Annotated in this window: 19 protein-coding genes; 12 read left to right on the forward strand and 7 right to left on the reverse strand. The window is 71.1% G+C overall.

Going from position 1 to position 18,364, the window contains the following annotated elements; translation table 11 throughout:
- Positions 1-8: 8 nt before the first annotated feature.
- Entirely contained in the window at positions 9-1,478 is a 1,470-nt protein-coding gene (locus VZQ01_RS30370) for a tetratricopeptide repeat protein (RefSeq protein WP_426745362.1), read from the reverse strand.
- Positions 1,479-1,863: 385 nt separating this feature from the next.
- Here VZQ01_RS30370 and VZQ01_RS30375 point away from each other — a divergent pair, with 385 nt between their 5' ends.
- Positions 1,864-2,271 (forward strand): response regulator, encoded by a 408-nt coding sequence (locus VZQ01_RS30375; protein ID WP_223748231.1) that lies wholly within the window; start codon positions 1,864-1,866, stop codon positions 2,269-2,271.
- Between the two features lie 3 nt (positions 2,272-2,274).
- Here the strand turns inward: VZQ01_RS30375 and VZQ01_RS30380 are convergent, their stop codons facing one another.
- Complete coding sequence (locus VZQ01_RS30380; RefSeq protein ID WP_223748232.1) at positions 2,275-2,601, reverse strand: PilZ domain-containing protein; 327 nt, start codon at positions 2,599-2,601, stop codon at positions 2,275-2,277.
- 207 nt (positions 2,602-2,808) lie between these two features.
- Here VZQ01_RS30380 and VZQ01_RS30385 point away from each other — a divergent pair, with 207 nt between their 5' ends.
- From VZQ01_RS30385 to VZQ01_RS30435, 11 genes are all read left to right on the forward strand, one after another.
- Positions 2,809-3,303, forward strand: coding sequence for a hypothetical protein (locus tag VZQ01_RS30385; protein WP_223781811.1), 495 nt, complete (start codon positions 2,809-2,811; stop codon positions 3,301-3,303).
- Positions 3,304-3,318: 15 nt separating this feature from the next.
- Positions 3,319-3,801 (forward strand): ATP-dependent helicase HrpB, encoded by a 483-nt coding sequence (locus tag VZQ01_RS30390; RefSeq protein WP_223748234.1) that lies wholly within the window; start codon positions 3,319-3,321, stop codon positions 3,799-3,801.
- 7 nt (positions 3,802-3,808) lie between these two features.
- Positions 3,809-4,612, forward strand: a complete 804-nt coding sequence (locus tag VZQ01_RS30395; RefSeq protein WP_223748235.1) for a flagellar M-ring protein FliF — start codon at positions 3,809-3,811, stop codon at positions 4,610-4,612.
- 17 nt (positions 4,613-4,629) lie between these two features.
- Positions 4,630-5,115: a hypothetical protein gene (locus VZQ01_RS30400; RefSeq protein WP_223748236.1), complete on the forward strand. Its 486-nt coding sequence runs from the start codon at positions 4,630-4,632 to the stop codon at positions 5,113-5,115.
- A 141-nt stretch (positions 5,116-5,256) separates the two neighbouring features.
- Positions 5,257-6,405 (forward strand): type III secretion system cytoplasmic ring protein SctQ, encoded by a 1,149-nt coding sequence (sctQ, locus tag VZQ01_RS30405; RefSeq protein ID WP_223781814.1) that lies wholly within the window; start codon positions 5,257-5,259, stop codon positions 6,403-6,405.
- Between the two features lie 8 nt (positions 6,406-6,413).
- Positions 6,414-6,827: a flagellar biosynthetic protein FliO gene (locus VZQ01_RS30410; RefSeq protein WP_223748238.1), complete on the forward strand. Its 414-nt coding sequence runs from the start codon at positions 6,414-6,416 to the stop codon at positions 6,825-6,827.
- Entirely contained in the window at positions 6,824-7,549 is a 726-nt protein-coding gene (gene sctR / locus VZQ01_RS30415) for a type III secretion system export apparatus subunit SctR (RefSeq protein WP_223748239.1), read from the forward strand. The genes VZQ01_RS30410 and sctR overlap by 4 nt, the downstream gene beginning before the upstream one ends.
- Positions 7,550-7,553: 4 nt before the next feature.
- Positions 7,554-7,823 (forward strand): flagellar biosynthetic protein FliQ, encoded by a 270-nt coding sequence (locus tag VZQ01_RS30420; RefSeq protein ID WP_223748240.1) that lies wholly within the window; start codon positions 7,554-7,556, stop codon positions 7,821-7,823.
- Complete coding sequence (locus tag VZQ01_RS30425; protein ID WP_426745363.1) at positions 7,820-8,614, forward strand: EscT/YscT/HrcT family type III secretion system export apparatus protein; 795 nt, start codon at positions 7,820-7,822, stop codon at positions 8,612-8,614. The genes VZQ01_RS30420 and VZQ01_RS30425 overlap by 4 nt, the downstream gene beginning before the upstream one ends.
- Positions 8,611-9,660 (forward strand): EscU/YscU/HrcU family type III secretion system export apparatus switch protein, encoded by a 1,050-nt coding sequence (locus VZQ01_RS30430; RefSeq protein ID WP_426745364.1) that lies wholly within the window; start codon positions 8,611-8,613, stop codon positions 9,658-9,660. The genes VZQ01_RS30425 and VZQ01_RS30430 overlap by 4 nt, the downstream gene beginning before the upstream one ends.
- Positions 9,657-11,732 (forward strand): flagellar biosynthesis protein FlhA, encoded by a 2,076-nt coding sequence (locus VZQ01_RS30435; protein ID WP_223748243.1) that lies wholly within the window; start codon positions 9,657-9,659, stop codon positions 11,730-11,732. The genes VZQ01_RS30430 and VZQ01_RS30435 overlap by 4 nt, the downstream gene beginning before the upstream one ends.
- A 7-nt stretch (positions 11,733-11,739) precedes the next feature.
- Here the strand turns inward: VZQ01_RS30435 and VZQ01_RS30440 are convergent, their stop codons facing one another.
- The 5 genes from VZQ01_RS30440 to VZQ01_RS30460 form a co-directional block, all read right to left on the reverse strand.
- A complete protein-coding gene (locus VZQ01_RS30440) occupies positions 11,740-12,090 on the reverse strand; it encodes an HU family DNA-binding protein (RefSeq protein WP_046715538.1) in 351 nt (116 codons plus the stop codon).
- A gap of 125 nt (positions 12,091-12,215) precedes the next feature.
- Positions 12,216-13,604: a YhjD/YihY/BrkB family envelope integrity protein gene (locus VZQ01_RS30445; protein WP_370640359.1), complete on the reverse strand. Its 1,389-nt coding sequence runs from the start codon at positions 13,602-13,604 to the stop codon at positions 12,216-12,218.
- A gap of 612 nt (positions 13,605-14,216) precedes the next feature.
- Complete coding sequence (locus VZQ01_RS30450; protein WP_426745365.1) at positions 14,217-17,072, reverse strand: Rne/Rng family ribonuclease; 2,856 nt, start codon at positions 17,070-17,072, stop codon at positions 14,217-14,219.
- 553 nt (positions 17,073-17,625) lie between these two features.
- A complete protein-coding gene (locus tag VZQ01_RS30455; RefSeq protein WP_046715536.1) occupies positions 17,626-18,069 on the reverse strand; it encodes a DUF3052 family protein in 444 nt (147 codons plus the stop codon).
- Entirely contained in the window at positions 18,066-18,353 is a 288-nt protein-coding gene (locus VZQ01_RS30460; protein WP_267699889.1) for an acylphosphatase, read from the reverse strand. The genes VZQ01_RS30455 and VZQ01_RS30460 overlap by 4 nt, the downstream gene beginning before the upstream one ends.
- Positions 18,354-18,364: the final 11 nt, after the last annotated feature.

The raw sequence follows: 18,364 nt of genomic DNA on the forward strand, positions 1-18,364 counted from the left end.
CGCGGTGTTCAGCCGCGTCTGCCGGTGAGCCGCGCGAGGAGGCCGGGCTTGCGGTCCTTGCGCTCGCCGGCGTTGGCCGCGGAGAGCGCCGTCACCTTCAGCAGGTTCTGCTGGAAGACGGTGTTGCCCGGCTCCAGCTCCACGGCGCGCTCCAGCAGCCGCGCCGCCTGCGCGTAGTCCTTGCGCTGGTGGATGAGGATGAGGGCCAGCTTGCTGTGGAGCGCGGCGGCGTCGGGGGCGCGGTCGATGGCCTTGGTGAGGACCTCGATGGCACGCTCCACGTGTCCGGCGCGCTCCAGGCGCACGGCGCGCTGGAGGAGGTCCTCGGGCGAATTCGGGGCCGCGCCGGGGAGCGGCGCATCCAGCGGCATCGAGGGACGCTGGGGACGCGTGGCGTGCTCGACGGGCGTGGGGGCCACCTTCCCGGGGAAGGGGACGGCGGGCAGGGTGGTCGCCCCGCTGGGCGTGACGAGCGGCGGGGGCGTCCGGGCGGGCTGTGCGGAAGCGGCGGGGTGCACCACGCGCGAGGCGCCACCCAACTGTGGATGCGAGCTTCGCAGCGTGGGGGCTTCATCCGAGGGGATGACAGGGCTCGCCGGGGCGGCGGGCCGCGACGCGTGCGCGGCTCCTTCAAGGGGCCCTGGCCGTGAGGGAGTCGCTCCGATGAATGCGCCGGGCCGAGAGGCTGGCGGTCGCGCCAGGCCCGCGGGCAGGGGGCGCTCCCCGGGAGCGGGGCTCGAGGCCCCACGGGGCGCGGCTCCGGGACGCAAGCCCCGCGAGGGCTTCGCGGGCGCGTCATGCGAGGGTGTATCCAGGGGCCTGTCGCGTCGGGTCGGACGGTCCTCGATGGGCTCCTCGTCACCGAGCGCCATGGGCGTCAGGCCGTCTTCGTCACCCAGGGCCATCGGCGGCAGGGGAGCCACACCCGAGAGGGTGGGGACCTGCACGTCCCGGAGGGTGAAGGGCTCCGCCTCCTCGTCCGCGCCGAGCGGCTCGGGCTCCAGGAACTCGGAGCCGTCGAGCACGGGCATCTCGGCCGTGAGGCTGCGCTTGGGCGGCGGGGCCGGCTCGCGCCGCAGCTCCACGACGCCGCGCTCCAGCAGGCCCTTGAGGACGACCTTCACCTCGATTTCGGGCAGCCGCGCCGCGAGCGCGAGCTGCGGCACCGCGAGGACGCCATCGACGAACGACGCGATATGCGCCTCGAAGGGATGCAGCGGCTGCAGCGCGATGTCCAACCCGGCACGCAGGCGCGGCACCGTCTGCGCATCCATGGGGATGGTGAAGCGCGCGGTGGCCAGGTGGTGGGCCGCGGGCTTCTGCGGCGGCGGCCGGGGCAGCTCCATGGTCCGGGTGCGCTGGGGCGGAGAGAGCATGGCCCGGACGATGGTGGGCTCGGTGACGACGTACTCCCCGCTGGCCTGCTCCGGGTCCAGGAGCAACCCACAGTGCTCACACTGGAAGTCGTCTCGCCCCACCGTGCCTCGGCACTCAGGACATTCTAGTTTTGCCGCCATTTCAGGCCCATCATAGCGCTCCGGGACAACGGAGAACCGAAGCCTTGGAGGGAGGGGCGTGCAGGAGGTGACCTGGTGGGGTGGAATTCCGAGGGGCGTGGGTGGCGCGGAGGGCCTGCTGGCCCGGGGAGCGGTCGGCCGGCCGGGGCTCGGAGACGAAGCGCGGATTTCCCCGTGAATCCCAGGCAGACATGTCGGATGCGTGGTGCTCCACACAAATGAATGGCAACCCTGGTGCGTGTGGTGTCGGCGGGGCTATACCGCGCGCGGCAGGTGGCACCGGAAGTGGGGGTGGCGCGCCCGCGAGTCATCGCCCTCGAGTCGTCCAGCGTCGCGCCGGAGAAACATGGTTGGCATGTCCCAGGCACCCTTTCACATCCTGCTCGTGGAGGATGAACCCGTCATCCGGGAGCTGGTGCGCTCGATGTTGAGCGACGGCACGGTGGACGTGGTGTGCGCGGCCAACGGGCTGGAGGGGCTGAAGCTGGCGCGCAGCCGCACCTTCCACCTCATCCTGATGGACGTCGTCCTGCCGCAGCTCGACGGCATCTCCGCGTGTCGCATCCTGAAGAGCGACCCCGTCACGGCGGCGGTGCCGCTCTACATGCTCACCGCGAAGGCGAAGAAGTCGGACATGGAGAGCGCCACGCTGGCGGGCGCGGACGGCTACATCCACAAGCCCTTCCGAGGCGCGGAGCTGATGGCGCTGGTGGAGCGGCTGCGCATGGCGCCGCCCCGCTCGGAGCCGGCCTGAGCTTCAGGGCAGGCGCGGGTGGAGGAAGCGCGCCAGGGCGATGAGGTCGTCCCAGTCCAGCTCGCCGAACTCCAGCGCCACGCCGTTCGCCTCGCGGCGGCGGATGGTGCAGGTGGTGACGATTTCGCGGTCCCCCGGCAGCGGCAGGGCCAGGGTGAGCTGACGCTGCGAGTCGCCCGGGTGGGCCAGCAGGAACAGGCCCGCCATGGACACATCGCGGGCCCGGGCCATGACGGCGCGTCCCGGCAGGAGCACCTTCACGGCGATGTCCGCCTCGACGCGCGGGTGGAAGCGCTCGGCGATGTGGGGGCCACCATTGGAAGTCTGCATCTGCTCCTCCGCGTGCGACAGGGTGCGACAACTCTGAGGCACCTGGCGTGCGAGGCAAGTTTCCGTCCCGTCCGCCCATCCCATCGTCCGGACGCTCTTCCCGGAGGGTGGAGTCCGGTGGGCGCCGAGGCAGGCGGGATTGCTCGGGATTTCTCCTGGCATGGCCCCTGAACAGGGGCTTCCGGCACCCATCGCCGGAGGTCTTGCTTGGAACCGAGTCAGCGCAGCCCGTACCTGTTGAGCACCACCCACACCCTGCCTCGGCAGACGCCGCGCAACGACTTCGGGACGGTGCTGGCGCACGCGGCGCACACCGTCGTGAACAAGGGGGCGGGCGTGGTGGGCGGGATGATTCCGACCGGCGCCATCCTGAGCGCGGCGGTCTCCAGCACGAAGCTGGCGGTGGCGCAGGTGGCGCCCATGAAGACGTCCGACTTCGCGTCCACGGCGTCGGCCTCCACGGCGTCGGCGTCCACGGCGAGCGCCTCGCTGGGAACGGGAGGCACGTCGTCGGGGAGCACCGATGCGTGGGAGCTGTTGAACGCGCAGAAGGAGCTCAGCGCGGAGGGCCAGAAGTTCAATGCGGCCTATCTGCATCTGCAGAACGAGATGCAGCGCGAGAGCCGTGAGCACAACGCGGTCTCCAACATCATGAAGGTCCGCCACGACTCGGCGAAGGCCGCCATCAACAACATCCGCTGAAAGGGCATGGCAGCCATGAGCGTGGACAAAGTGGGCGCCGTGGGGGGCCCGGGCCTGTCGCCCGTGGAGCCCGGGCGCGAGCGGTTCGGTCAGGTGTTGGAGGGGGCCCGGAACCCTGGACGGAGCGGAGGGCCTCCCGTGTCGGTGGAGGGGGCGACGCGTCCGGTGGGCGAGGCCTCCGCGGGCGTGGTCCGGGCCGAGGGCACGGGGGCGCGGGCTTCCGCGGGGTGCGCGCGGGCGCAGGCGGGCGAGCGGGTGGATTCGGTCCAGTCGGCGAGGGAGCAGCAGGCCGCGCAGGTGGTGGAGCGCGTGGGGCAGGCGCAGAAGCGACTGGACCACATCCTGGGGCTGGCGGAGTCGGGCCGGGACTTCTCGTCGGCGGAGCTGCTGTCACTGCAGGCGCAGGTCTATCGGGCGAGCCAGGAGCTCGACCTCGCCGGCAAGGTCGTCGAGAAGGCGACCGGCGGCGTCAAGCAGGTCCTCCAGACGCAGGTTTGAGCGCGCCATGTCATCGACTTCCCGAAGGTGGCTCGCCGTCCTGTTGCTCCTGGGGACGGCGGCGTGTCGAGAGCGCATCCAGCACGGACTGGATGAGCGGCAGGCGAACGAGCTCCAGACGGTGCTCATCCAGCGAGGGGTGGAGGCGCGCAAGGTCCTGGAGGCGGGCAAGAAGCCCTCGTGGTCCATCGAAGTCATGGGCGACCAGTCGACGGAGGCGGTGAGGGTGCTCGCGGAGCTGGGGTTGCCGAGGCCCGCGGCGGAGGTGGGCTGTGACGTCTTCGGTGGGAGCGGGCTGGTGCGCACGCCCACGGAGGAGGGGCTGTGCCGCGTGCGAGTGCTGGAGCGGGGCCTGGAGAAGACGCTCCAGTCCATGGAGGGGGTGCTGCTGGCGAGAGTCCACCTGGTGGTGCCCCCGCCGCCGCGTCCGGGTGTCGCGCCCATGCCATCGAAGGCGTCGGCGATGGTGCGGGTGATGCCCGGCCAGGCGGCGAGGGTGCGGCAGGGCTCGGAGGTCCTGAAGGCGCTCGTGGCCGGAGGCGTGGAGGGGCTGTCCACCGAGTCGGTGTCGCTGTTGGTGGACGAGGTTCCCGCGAGGGGGGAGGTGGCCGCGGCGCAGGGCCTGTCCTCGCCATGGCGGCTGCGGGTGCTGCTCGCGGTGCTCGGCGTGCTGGTGACGGGGCTGTCGGGAGCCCTCGTCTGGGTGGCGCTGCGGATGCGGCACTTCCGCGAGCTGAGTGCGACGCCCGTGGTTCCGCCCGTGCCCGCGCGGCCCGTGTTGTCGCCGGGTGCGGCGCGCAAGGTCGCCTGAGAGGAGGGACACTCGACATGGAAGCGACACGTGTGGGGCGGGTGCGTCGTCCGGCGCGGAAGGAGGAGGTGCCCGTGGCGCCGCCACCGCCGCCCGTGGACCTGGAGGCCACGGTGCACCGCCCGCTCCTGGTGGTTCCCCTGGAGCGGTACGCGCTGGTGGCGTGGGTGCTCGGGCGTGAGCGGGCAGGGGAGCTCTTGGAGGGGCTGGGAACGGGGGCGATGCGGCGCGCGAAGGTGCACCTGCGGACCCTGGCGGCGATGCCCTCGGCGCGGCGACAGGCGAAGGTGGCGCTGGAGTTTGGTGAGCGGGCTGACGCCGCCGCGAGGTTGAAGGCCTTGATGGAGGAGGCGCCGGAGCCGCTTCGCAAGGAGGTGTTCCGGCGCCTGCCGCCCTATCACCGCACCCTGTTCCCCGGGAGGGTGGTGGAGCCGGTGGACCCGCTGGCGCCGCCGCTGCTGACTTCACTGGCCGAGCGGCTCATCCGCGAAGCCACGCGCTGACGTCCGTCCTGTTCTGCGTACCGGGCATCCCGAGCCCGGATTCCAACACCGTCCAACTCCGCGACTTCACGACACGGCCTCCTGGCGGGGGCCGTGCACGAGAGGGGTGCGTCGTCTCACTCCCCCCAAGAGCCTTCTTCGATGAACCTGGACACCGAACCGTCGATTCCACCCGAGCCGCGCAGACTGCGCCGGCTGGGGGCACGCAGGATGAGCCGGGCGCACCTCGTGCTCGCCGCGCGTCCCCGTGTCGCGAACCAGGGGCGTCAGGCCTTGGGGGATGTCTGCGAGGCGCTCGGCCGTGAGCTGGGTTGCTCCGTGACGGCCGAGGCCCGGTTGTTGGACGCGGTGGTCTCTCCGCTCGGTGGGCTGATGCGGCCGGCGGTCTTCGTCCTGTTGGAGCTGTCGGCGGTGGGCGGCGTGGCGGTGCTGGAGTTGGAGCCCGCGCTGGCCATCGCGGCGCTGGAGCGTATCGCGGGCGCGGGTGGCCGGGCGGGTGTGGTGACGGAGCTGTCCCGTCTGGAGGACGCGACGCTGGCGTACCTCGTGCTGGTGGGGCTCTCGGCGGTGCGTGCCCGGTCGGAGCTGTATCCGGTGCTGGCGCCGCGCCTGGTCGCGCTGACGATGCGGGGCGAGGACATCACGGCCCGGCTGCGGGGCCGGCAGCCCCTGGTGGGCGTGGAGCTGCGTGTCACGGTGGGGCAGGTGAGCGCGGGGGCCCGGTTGTTGTTGCCGGCGCCGCTGCTCCAGAGCGTGTTCCTGGAGTACCCGGTGGAGCGCGGCGCGAGTGTCGCGCCCGAGGTGCTCGCCGCATCGCTCGAGCTGAGGTGTCTGGTGGGGCGCATGCCGCTCACGAACCAGGCGCTGGACGCGCTCGCGGTGGGGGACGTGGTGGTCTTCGAGGGTGTGCGCCGTGAGAACGCGCGCCTCCTGGGAGACGGACGGCTGGTGGGCCGTGGCTTCTCGCTCGCGGGGACGTTCCATCCCGAGGGCTTCTGTCTGACGCGCGCGCAGGTCCGTGCGCCCTTCCCGGAGTCGAACATGCAGGCCTCGAATGAACGCAGCAGCGACGCAATGCCCCCGCTCCCCGTGGACGTGGAGGTGGAGCTGACGCGGGTGCTCGTGCCGCTCTCGGAGCTGGCGGCGTTGAAGTCGGGCGTGGTGCTGCCGCTGCACATCAACGCGAGCACGCCGGTGTTGTTGCGCGTGGGCGACCGGGTGGTGGCGCGCGCCGAGCTGGTGGACATCGAGGGCGAGGTTGGTGCCCGCATCCTGGCCCTGCTGCCGTGAGCGCGCCCATGAATGCCCGTCGGTTCTCGTTCTCCCCGCGCGCTCGCTTGCAGGTGGCGACGCTCCTGGTGCTCGCGCTGGCCCTGCTGGGGCCGATGGGAGGGGTGTCCATGGTCTCGGTGGCCCGGTGCGTGCTCCTCGTGGGCGCACTGGGGGGGCTTGGATGGTGGTGGAGACGGAGGGCGAGGGGGACGAGCGCGGCGGGCCTCGAGCGCTTGAAGGTCGTCTCCCGGGCGGGGCTGTCACCGCGGTGTGGTCTCGCGCTGGTGGAGGTGGAGGGGCGCGACTTCCTGGTGACCTTCGGGGATGCGTTCGCGCACGTGCATGCGCTGCCCGAGCGGCGACAGGCGGCTCCGTTCGTCCTGGCGCCGGCCCGTCGGCCCCGTCCGGGACGTGGGATGCGCAGGGGGATGCGGTCATGAGCGGCGGACTGGGGTGGCTCGTGCCGTTGGTCGCCGCGGCGTCCCCGGAAGGGATGCTCGGTCAGCAGTCCTACGCGGGCAGTCCGCTGTCGATGATGGGGATGCTCGCGCTGATGTCGCTCTTGCCGTTCGCGGTGCTGATGCTGACGAGCTTCTCGAAAATCGCGGTGGTGTTGTCGCTGGCGCGCTCGGCCATGGGGACGCAGCAGGCGCCGCCGACGTTGGTGCTGACGGGGCTGGCGGCGGTGCTGACGGGCCACATCATGGCCTCGGTGATGGAGCGGATGTACGACGCGGGGCAGCTCGCCTACCAGGAGCTCGAGTCCGGCTCCGGTGCGCGGATTCTTGACTCGGCCGCTCGGGTAGCCGAGCCCCTGCGCGAGTTCCTGGTGAAGCATGGCAGCGCCGAGGAGCGGGCCCGCTTCGTGGACCTGGCGCGTGAGCTGCGGCCGCCGGAGGAGGCGGAGGCGGTCCAGGAGACGGACCTCTTCGTCATCATCCCCGCCTTCGTCATCACCGAGCTGAAGGAGGCCTTCCAGATTGGCTTCCTCGTCTTCCTCCCGTTCCTGGTGCTCGACATGGTCATCGCCAACGTGTTGCTCGCGCTGGGGATGCAGACGCTGTCGCCCAGCCAGGTGAGCCTGCCCTTCAAGATCCTCCTCTTCGTGGCGGTGGATGGTTGGTCGCTGCTCGCGCGCGGCCTCATCCTCGGATACCGGTGACGCGATGACCCAGGACGTGTTGCTGTCGCTGGGCCGTGAGGCCTTGTTGTTGATGGTGCTCGCGTCGCTGCCGCCCGTCGGGGCCAGCCTGCTGGTGGGCTTCCTGTCGGGGCTGTTCCAGGCGACGACGCAGCTGCAGGAGAGCACCCTGTCGGTGGTACCCAAGCTGTGCGCTGCGGTGTTCGCCCTGGTGCTCGCGGGGCCGTGGATCGCCGCGCAGCTCACGCGCTTCACCCACCAGCTCCTGACGCTCATCGCGGAGGTCTCGGTATGAACCTGGAGCTGGTTCGCTCGTCGCTGGAGGCGCTCGGGCCGGACGCCGCCGTGGTGGCGCTGTGCTGCGCGCGGCTCGTGCCCGTGGCCTTCCTGTGCCCCGTGCTGGGTGGGCAGGTCACGCCGCCGACGGTGCGGTTGGGGCTGGTGCTCTCCCTGGCGTTGTTCCTCCGCGTGGAGGGAGGCGTGGAGTTGCCGGCGCCTGTGACGTCGTCGTGGACGCTGGCGGGCTGGTTGCTGCGGGAGCTGGCCTATGGCGTGTCGGTGGGGATGGTCTCCGCGCTGCCGTTCGACGCGGCGCGGATGGGGGGACGGTTCATCGACCTGTTGAGGGGCACGTCCGCGGAGGCGAGCCTGCCGGTGTCGGGGAGCCGTGAGTCCGCCACGGGCGAAGGGCTGTATCAGCTGCTCGTGGGGCTGGTGATGTCGGGCGCGGTGGCGCCGCTCGTGTTCGGCGCCTGGGTGCGTGGGTTCGGCGTGGTGGGGTTGGGGGCCTTCGTGCCGACGGAGGCCGCGACGCTGCACGTGGTCGTGCTCGCGGGAGGCGCGCTGGCCACGGGCCTGGCGGTGGGCGCGCCGATGGCGGCGGCGATGCTGACGGTGGATTGCTTCCTGGCCATGGCGTCGCGCGCGGCGCCGCAGCTGAACCTGCAGGAGCTGGGAGCGCCGCTGCGCATCCTGGGGGGCGGCGCGGTGTTGTGGTTGGGGACAGGCGTGTTGTGTGAGCGATTGCTGGCGGAAGTCGTCTCCACGGGCGGGGCGCTCTCGGTGTTGGGGGAGCTGGCCCGATGAGTGGGGAGAAGACGGAGCAGCCCTCCGCGAAGCGTCTGCGCGAGGCTCGCCGCAAGGGTCAGATTCCGCGCAGCCGACTGTTGTCCTCCAGCGCGGTGACGTTGGGAGGCGTGCTCGGCTTCATGGCGGGCTCGGCGCCGCAGGTGGCGCGGCTGCGGGACTGGACGTCGCGGTTGTTCCTCGAGCAGCAGGGGGCGGGCGCCTGGGAGGAGGGGCTCTGGATTTTCATGGGCATGAGCGGGCCCGTGCTCGGCGGCGCGCTCATCGCGTCGCTGGGCGTCAGCGTGGCCACCGTGGGGTTCGAGATGAATCCCGAGCACGTGGCGCCCCAGTGGGAGCGTGTCAGCCCCGCGGCTGGGATGAAGCGGCTGTTCAGCGTGAAGCCGTGGCTGGAGCTGGGCAAGGCGCTGGTCGTGGTGGCCGTGGTCGCGATGTTCGTGTGGAGCGAGGTGGAGGAGCTGGGGCCGCAGGTGCTGCGGACCGCGTGGCTCGCGGGCGGCGAGGGGCTGCCGCTCTTGCTGGGGCGCATCGAGGGGCTGGTGCACACCCTGGCCTGGGTGCTGGTGGTGTTGGGAGTGGGGGACTACCTGCTCGCCCGACGGAGCCACTTTCGTGAGCTGCGGATGAGCCGGGAGGAGATCAAGCGCGAGCACAAGGAGAGCGAGGGAGACCCGCGCCACAAGGGACAGCGCAAGGCGTTGCACCGGCAGCTCGCGCAGGGCGGACCGGCTCGGGGCGTGGCCCGGGCCACCGCGGTGGTCGTCAATCCCACGCATCTCGCGGTGGCGCTCCGTTACGACACCCAGGAGTGCGAGGCGCCCTACCTCGTCGCGAAGGCGCGTGAGGAGGAGGCGCTCGCGCTGCGCGAGGAGGCACGTCGGCTCGGCATCCCCGTGGTGCGGGACGTGCCGCTGGCGCGGAGCCTCATCCACTACGACCTGGGGGAGCCCATCCCCGAGGAGCTGTACCAGGCGGCGGCGGTCGTCCTCCGCACGGCGATGGAAGCGCGGGACGCGGACGAATCATCTCGGAGACGGACTTCATGAAGGCCCTGACGTCGTGGTTGTCGAAGGTGAAGAGCTCATCGGACCTGGTGCTCGCGGTGGCGATGGCCGCCGTGCTGGGCGCGCTCATCATCCCCCTGCCGGCGTGGCTGCTGGACGCGGGCCTGGCGCTGAACCTTGCGGCGGGCGTGGCGCTGCTGGTGGCGGCGCTGCGAGCGAAGGACGCGCTGAAGGTGACGTCCTTCCCGACGTTGCTGTTGTTCACCACGCTGTTCCGACTGGCGCTCAATGTCTCGTCCACGCGGCTGGCGCTCGCGGAGGGGCACGCGGGCGACGTCATCCAGGCGTTCGGTGAGTTCGTGGTGCAGGGGGACTACGTGGTCGGCGGCGTGGTGTTCGCCATCCTCTCGCTGGTGCAGTTCCTGGTGGTGGCGAAGGGCGCGGAGCGTGTCGCGGAGGTGTCCGCCCGGTTCACCCTGGACGCGATGCCAGGCAAGCAGATGTCCATCGACGCGGACCTGCGCGCGGGGGCCATCGACCAGGCTCAGGCCCGCAAGCGCCGGAGGGATTTGGAGCGCGAGTCGCAGATGTTCGGCGCGATGGACGGCGCGATGAAGTTCGTGAAGGGCGACGTCATCGCGGGCCTCGTCATCGTCGCGGTGAACCTGCTCGGTGGCTCGCTCATCGGCGTGTTGCAGGGAGGGTTGTCGCTCTCCGAGGCGGCCGCGACGTTCGCGCTCATCGCCATCGGTGACGGGCTCGTGTCGCAGGTACCCTCGCTCTGCATCACCGTGGCGGCGGGGCTCGTCGTCACGCGGGTGGCCTCGGAGCGCGAGGAGGACTCGCTGGGCGCGGAGATCGGCGCGCAGTTCTTCGGCGAGGCCCGGACGCTCTGGGTCGTCGCGGGACTGTGTGGCGTCCTCGCGCTGATGCCGGGCATGCCGCACCTGACGTTCCTGGTGCTGGCGGCGGCCCTGGCGGGACTCGGGTATGCCCTGTCACGCGGCGCGGCCCGTCCGGTGGCGGCGGCAAGCGAGTCGGAGGCGTCGGGCGAGAAGGCGGGGGCTTCCGGGAAGGAAGCGGCTCCGCCGATGAGCGCGGCGCTCCCCGTGGGTGTGTCCCCGCTCACCCTGGACCTCGCGCCGGACCTGACGGTGCTGACGCAGTCCTCCGGGGGCGCGTTCGTGCATGAACAGCTCAACGCGGTTCGGGACGAGCTCTTCTTCGAGCTGGGCATCCGTGTCCCCGGCATCCGCGTGAGGACCCAGGCCGCCTATCTGTCCCCGGGGGAGTATCGAATCCTGGTGGACGAGGTCCCCGCGGGCGGCGGGCAGCTGACCCCGGGCGTGCTCTATGCCCTGGCGCCTCCGGACGAGCTCGCGTTCCTCCAGGTGAAGGCGGAGCCGGCGGTGGAGCCCTCGACGGGGAGGAGCATCAGTCGGATTCCGGAGTCGGGCCGCGGCCCGGTGGAGCTCGCCCAGGTCCAGGTGCTGCGCCCCGAGGCGCTGCTCGCCGAGCACCTGCGCGTTGTGCTGCGGAGCCGGGCGGCGGAGCTGTTGGGGCTCCAGGATGTCCAGGGCCTCCTGGAGGGGCTGGAGCCGCGTGCGCCGATGCTGGTGAAGGAGGCGCTCCAGAAGGTGCCGTTGCCGCTGTTGACGGACGTGCTGCGCAAGCTGCTCCAGGAGGGCGTGAGCATCCGGGACTTGAGGGCCATCCTGGAGGCGCTCGTGTCACCCACCACCGAGGGGGACGCCACCGCGCTCGCCGAGCGCTGCCGACAGGCCCTGCGTCGCTACCTCAGCCACAAGTTCGCGCCCACGGGGCCGCTGTATGCGTACCTGGTGGACCCCGAGGTGGAGGAGATTCTCCGGGCCGCCGGGCCCAGGGGGCTCGCGCCGGACCCGGAGCGGGTGGCGGAAATCCTGGAGGGGGTGCGTCAGGTCGCGACGGGCGGGAAGGCCGTGCTGCTCACCGCGCCGGATGTGCGCAGGTCACTGCGCAGGCTGTGCGAGGGGGCGTTCCCGGACGTGGCGGTGCTCACGTACGGCGAGCTGGATGGCGCCCTGCAGATTCGTCCCATTGGTCGGCTGTCGCCGGTGTCCCATGGGATGTGAGGGTGGGTCAGAGGCCGGTGCCGGTGCTGCCGGGGCCCTTGCTCTCGGGGGACGCCAGGTCCGCCTGGGCCTGCTGGGGGGCGGGGCGGTTGACCCTGTCGCGCAGCTCCTTGCCCGTGCGGAAGAGCAGGCCCCGCTTGGGCTTCACCGGGATGACCTGGCCCGTCTTCGGGTTGCGACCCTGGTAGCCCTGGTAGTTCTTCACGTGGAAGGCACCGAGGCCGCGAATCTCGATGTTCTCGCCGCGACAGAGGGCATCCTTCATCGACTCGAAAATCGTCTCGATGGTGGCCTCAGCCTGCTTCTGCGTCACGCCCCGCTTGGCCACGAGGATGTTGATCAGATCGGACTTGAGCATCGGACGCTCCCGCAAACCCGGTGACCCCTTCGCAACAGGGCACTCTGGCCCGTGGTCGAATCAGGAAAACATAACAGAACGCGCCGGCACTGCAAGCAGGGTGGACTCCCAACCACCTAGAAACTTTACGGATTTCCGCTGGCTGCCATTCGGGGGGGCTCCGAGGGGGCCTCCTGGGCGACTTCAGGCCGCAGGGGCGCCACCAGGTCCGTCCAGCGCGTGCGTCGCAGGCGCTCGACGCCGAGGCAGTCCGCCTCCTGGAAGAAGTGCTCCACCTGCTCGAAGCCGGTGGCCTTGGGGCCATCCCAGGTGTCCGCCCCGCCGGAGATCATCACCCCGTGCACGGCGAGGGTGGTGTCGGCCAGGGTGAGGGAGGCGGGGTCCCTGGCGGGCCTCAAGCCCCCCCGGCGCAGGCGCTCCAGGAGGCCGGCGGTGACCATGCGGTCGACCACCTCGTGGACGAGCGATTCGGGGACGCGAAGCCGGGTCGCCAGCACCCGGGGCGTGGGAGCTGGACCTCCGTCCACCCACGTCAGCGTCGTCTCCTGGGCGATGCGCGAGGCGACCAGCTCATGGGCGCGTGGGTGGGTGCCGAAGGCGAAGAGGGAGTCGCGGAAGGCGGTGTGCTCGACGGCGTAGGCGAGCCGCGCTCCAAAGAGGAGCACGAGCCAGCTGACGTAGACCCAGGCGAGGAAGAGGGGCAGGGCGCTCAGCGAGGCGTAGAGCAGGTTGTAGCGGAAGCTGCGCGCGGCGAACTCGGCGTACACCGACTTGGCCAGGATCCAACCCAGGCCCGCGACGAGCCCTCCCGCCAGGGCGGAGCGGACCCGGACATGGGCGTAGGGGGTCCAGAAGTAGAGCAGCGTCAGGCCCACCACGGCGATGAGGGTGGTGCCGAGCGCGATGAGGACGCTGGCGAAGGGCAGGCTCTGGAGGACGCCGCGCACGGCCCGCGTCCCGGTGAGCGAGGCCGCGAGGAAGACGGGGCCCAACAGGAGCAGGCCCGAGTAGATGAGCAACCGGGTGCCCCAGGGGCGCTGGCGGCGGATGCCCCACAGCTCGTTCACCGCGCCGTCGATGTGGCGCAGCAGGGAGCCCGCGGACAGGAGGATGGCCAGGAAGCCGACGCTGCCGATGGCCACGGAGTTGCTCTGCTCGAGGAGCTGGTTGAGCACCGCGGCGGACTTCTCCTGGACGCCGGGGGCGAGCATCTCCCTCACGACGAAGCGCAGCCGCTCCTCGAAGCGGTCCTGGTGGAACGCGTTGAGCAGGACGAGGCCCACCGTCAGCAGCGGCACCAGCGAGAACATGCTGATGTAGGTGAGCGCGGCGGCGCGGAGTCGGAGGTTCTCTCCGCGAAAGCCCTGGGCCACGGTCCTCGCGGCGAGGAACGTGTCGGTCGCGAAGCGGCCCACCTGGGTTCCCTGCACGGGTTCCCAGACGCGCAGCGCCCAGTCACGGGCACGCTCGCGCGTGCTCCGCCACCACGACGCTGGAGTCGAGGGCGTGGCCAACCTCAGGCGCTCCTGCCCATGCGCTGGTGCACCGCGCGGTGGCTCGGTGGGCGGTGAGGGCGCTGGAGTGGAGCGGAGGTGGGTGTCATCCGAGGCGGAAGCAGACCGGGAGCCGACGACGCTCCGCGACATGGAGTCGTAAGGCTAGCCAAACCTGTACCTCCAGGGCCAGCCCACCTCCCGTGGATAGGCGCCTGTCGCGGCACATTGACCGACATCCAGGAGGCCTCGTGCGAGCCAGGGCCGGACGCAGGCCTCATCGTTGAGAAGAGGGAGGCGCGCGCATCCGTCACGGGACGTCATGCGTGATTCGACGGTGCCTGCTCCCACAAGCGCGATTCTTCCGGCTCCTGGCCGAGGATTGGGGCGACGCGGAGCCTGATGGCTGGCCCCTCCCAGCGGTCCGGACCTGGCACCGGGCCCAGACCACTTCGCACCCATGAAGGGGCGGCAGTTCCAGTCCGTGATGCCAGAGGAGGGTGCTGCCGTTCCAATCCCGAGGGTGAGGAAGTGGGCCACTACGGAGCCCACTCCACTTGGCTTCCATGGGATGGCTGATGCCTGGGTGAGAAGGGCGGTCACCTAAGCGCCGCCCCGCCTCACCTCGCGGAATCAGGTCGAGCTACCGCCCGACGGCTCCGAGCCACCCTGGCCCGATGCCGGAGGCGTCGAGCCACCACTGCTCTCGCCGCCGTTGCCTCCCGCGGAGCCCTGGTTGCCACCGCGCTCGCCACGCTCGCCGCCCCGGTCACCGCGCTCGCCGCCTTGTTCGCCGCGAGGACGGTCACCGCGTTCGCCGCGCTCGCCCCGTGGGCCGCGGTCACCACGCTCACCGCGTTCGCCGCGCTCACCGCCACGGTCGGCACGCTCACCGCGCTCGTTGCGCTCACCACCCCGGTCGCCGCGCTCACCGCCCCGGTCACCACGCTCGCCGCCACCGCGCTCACCGCCCCGGTCACCGCGCTCACCGCCACCACGCTCACCGGCCCGGTCACCACGCTCACCGCGCTCGCCCCGGTCACCACCCCGCTCACCGCGAGGACGGTCTCCGCCACGGTCCGGACGACGGCCGTCACGGCGGTCATCGCGCCGGTCTCCGCCGCCACCACCACCACCACCACCACCCCGGTCCCTGTCGCGATCCCTGCCGCCACCACCGCCCCGGCGGTTCTGGTCCTGCCGCCCGAAGCCGCCGCTGTCCGGCTTGCGCTGCTGCATCGCCAGCTCGCCGTCACCCGAGCCAGGGGACGAGGCCACCTTGTGCTCGGGGCCCGTCGCCGAGCGACCATAGATGTCGTACTGCTCGCGGTGGTAGTTCTGCTGCGCCTTGACCTGGATGGACTTGTTGTAGCGGTCCATCAGGTGCCGCAGCTCGTTGCGCTCCTCGCCCTGGAGCAGGCGCGCGACCTCCGCGTTGCAGTTGATGACCAGCGTGGAGTCCTTGTAGCCCGGCGCCTCCCGGCGAATCTCCCGGAAGATCTCGTACGCCACCGTCGTCGCCGTCTTCACGAAGCCGTTGCCGTCGCAGTACGGGCAGTCCTCGTGCAGCACCCGGCCGATGGACTCTCGCACGCGCTTGCGCGTCATCTCCACCAGGCCCAGCTCGGAGATGCGCAGCACGTTGGTCTTCGCCTTGTCGCGCCCCAGCGCCTCCTGCAGCGCCTTGAAGACCTTGTCCCGGTTCTGCGCCTTCTCCATGTCGATGAAGTCGCAGATGATGATGCCGCCGATGTTGCGCAGCCGGAGCTGGTACACAATCTCCTTGGCCGCCTCGACGTTGATCTTGGTGATGGTCTCCTCGAGGCTCTTCTTGCCGACGTAGCGTCCCGAGTTGACGTCGATGGCCGTGAGCGCCTCGGCCTGGTCGATGATGAGGTAGCCGCCGCTCTTCAGCCACACCTTGCGCTGGGTGGCCCGCTGCAGCTCCTGCTCGATGCCGTACGCGTCGAAGACGGTGTCGTCGCCCTCGTGCAGCGCCACCCGGTCGCGCAGCGCCGGGTCCTGCGCCGTCACGAAGCCCAGGATGCGCTCGTACTCCTCGCGGTCGTCGACGACGAGCTTCTCCACGTCGTGCGCGAACAAGTCGCGCGTGGCGCGCAGGATGAGGTCCAGGTCCGGATGCAACAGACCGGGGCCGCCCCGCTTCTCGTTCTTGCGCACCACCTGGTTCCACACCTCGATGAGGAACCGGATGTCGCTCTCGAGCTTCTCCTGCGGAACGTTCTCCGCCACCGTGCGCACGATGAAGCCCGTGCCGGGCGGACGCAGCCGGTCCACGATTTCTCGCAGCCGCCGGCGCTCCTTCTCGTTGGAGATGCGGCGGCTGATGCCCACGTGGTCCACCGTGGGCATGAACACCAGCTGACGGCCCGGAATCGAGATGTGCGAGGTGAGCCGCGCGCCCTTGGTGCCGATGGGGTCCTTGGAAATCTGGACCACCACCTCCTGGCCCACCTTGAGCAAGTCCTCGATCTTGTCCGTCCGGCGCTGCTTGACCTTCTCCTTGCCGTTGCCGTCGTCATCGCGCTTGTCGCGGCGCTTCTCGTCCTGCTTGTGACGGCCCTTGTCCTTCTCCTTCTCCCGGCCGCGCGGCTCGCGCGCCTCCCGGGCCTCGCGCGGCGTGCGGCGCTCACCGGAGACCTCGGCGGGACGGGCCACGGCCAGCGCGCCCTCCTCACCGGCGGGCGGCGGAATCAGCTCGCTCAGCGCGGTGGCCGCGGCCGGCGGCGGCTCGGGCTGCTGCTGCGCCGCCGCCACACCGTCCTCGGACACCGGCGCCTGGGACGCGGCCTCGGCCGACTCCGACGCGGGGGAGGGGACCTCCTGCACCGCCACTGCCACGGACGCGGTCTCCACCGAGGCCGTCGCGCCCTCCACGGACACCGACACCTCGCTGGCCACCACCGTCACGGAAGGCTCGCTGGCGGACGGCGCGGCCTCGGACGTCGTCGGCGCGGCCTCGGCCACGGCGGACTCCGTCCCGGAAGCCACCTCCACCGACGGCGCGTTCGCCGCCAGCTCCAGGCGGGTGTCCTTCGGCAGGCCCTCGAGGTGCGCGGGAGCCTCGGCCGACAGCTCCTCGACCTCCGCCTCCGCCGCGTGCTCCACGGGGTGGTGGTGCTGCGGACCCCCGTTCCGGGCGGCGGCCTCGGCGGCCTCGGCCTCGGACTCGGTGGGAACGTCGGGCGCGTCCTCGTGCTCGCCCTCGGTCAGCTCGAACTGCGCCCGGGCGAAGTCCGGGTCGTAGACGACGTCGCTGACGTAGAGGAACGCGGCCTTCTCCAGGCCGATGTCCACGAAGGCCGCCTGCATGCCGGGCAGCACCCGGACCACGCGACCCTTGTAGATGTTGCCGACGACGCCCTTGTCCTTCTTACGCTCGAGATAGAACTCCGCGATGTGCCCGTTCTCGACGAGCGCCACGCGGGTCTCCCGACCCGCGGCGTTGATGACGAGGATGCTGCTCATGGACGAATCCTGGACGCGCGCGCGGTAGGGCGGACCTCACCGGACGGGAGGCGGCAAGACGCCGCGCCTGCGTGCACGCTGCGAAAGGAGAGGCGGCCTCCGGAGGCCCTCCAGTCAGGACGTCCTCCCCGGTCTGTCCGGGAACGGCACACGTCACGCTGTCGAGGGCCAAGGGGACCACCGCCTGCTCCTCCGAGTTCAATTGCTCCGCTTTGCCACCGGCACCCTGCCGGGCGGAGCCTTGTCTTCAACCGCGTTCGAGGTCCTCCACCACGCGCGTGCCGCCCGCTCCTTCCTTCCACACCCGGTCGGTGCCCTGCAGTGGGTCACCTTGGGGGGGCGACTTGGAGCCCCGGCGCAGCCGACGCGCCCGGAGGTATCCGGGAACGCAACCCGTCAAAAATTCAAGACTGGGCGTGACCTTCGCCAATGCGGAGCGTCACACAAGCGCCCAGAAACACGGGGAGTTTTTCACGCCCCCGGCACACGTGTAAAGCCGAGAAACGGCATCCATCCACTGTCGGGCAGATGCCGGGTGCCTCCCTGGCAGGTCTCAGGCCTGGGCGGGGGCCTGCTTGCGGCCCTCGGGCTTGTCCAGCCGCCCGCGGGGCCTGCGCACCAGCCTCAGGCCCGTCCAGGTGGCGTCGATGGTGCAGATTTTGTTGTCCACCAGGCCGATGTCGAGCGCCGCCTGGCGCACGAAGTCCTCGGAGAGGGTCGTCTTGACGCCCTCGCCGCCGGGCCAGCAGACCCAGATGCCCCCGGTGAGGGCCATGGCGCGCGCCAGGGCGGGCAGCCGCTGCACCAGCTCCGTCGCGTCCTGGGAGAAGAAGAGGATGACATCCAGGCCCGTCTGCGCGGTGATGAGGAACTCCACCCCGTCCGGCAGCGGATTGAGCTTCTGCACGAAGCCGCGCGGCGGGTTGATGACGGAGACCTTGGACCCGGCCCGGATGCCCAGCATGGCCGGCAGGGATGCCAGCGCGTAGGGCGTCATGATGTGCGCTCCACGATGAAGTGACGGTACTCGCCGGTGGCCTCGCCGTCCGTGCGCTCGACGCCGGTGACGCGCGCCTGCTCGGGACCTCGGTGACACCACCGGATGAACTCCTCCAGCATCTCAGGCTCTCCCTCCGCCACCGCCTCCACCGAGCCCTCCGAGCGGTTCCTCACCCAGCCCGACAGCCCCAGGCGCGTGGCCTCCACGCGGGCGCTCTCCCGGAAGAAGACGCCCTGCACCTTGCCCTGGATGCGCAGGGACACCCGCCTGGAACCGCTCATGAACCGAATGC

Source organism: Myxococcus faecalis (assembly GCF_050039385.1).
GTDB lineage: Bacteria > Myxococcota > Myxococcia > Myxococcales > Myxococcaceae > Myxococcus > Myxococcus fulvus.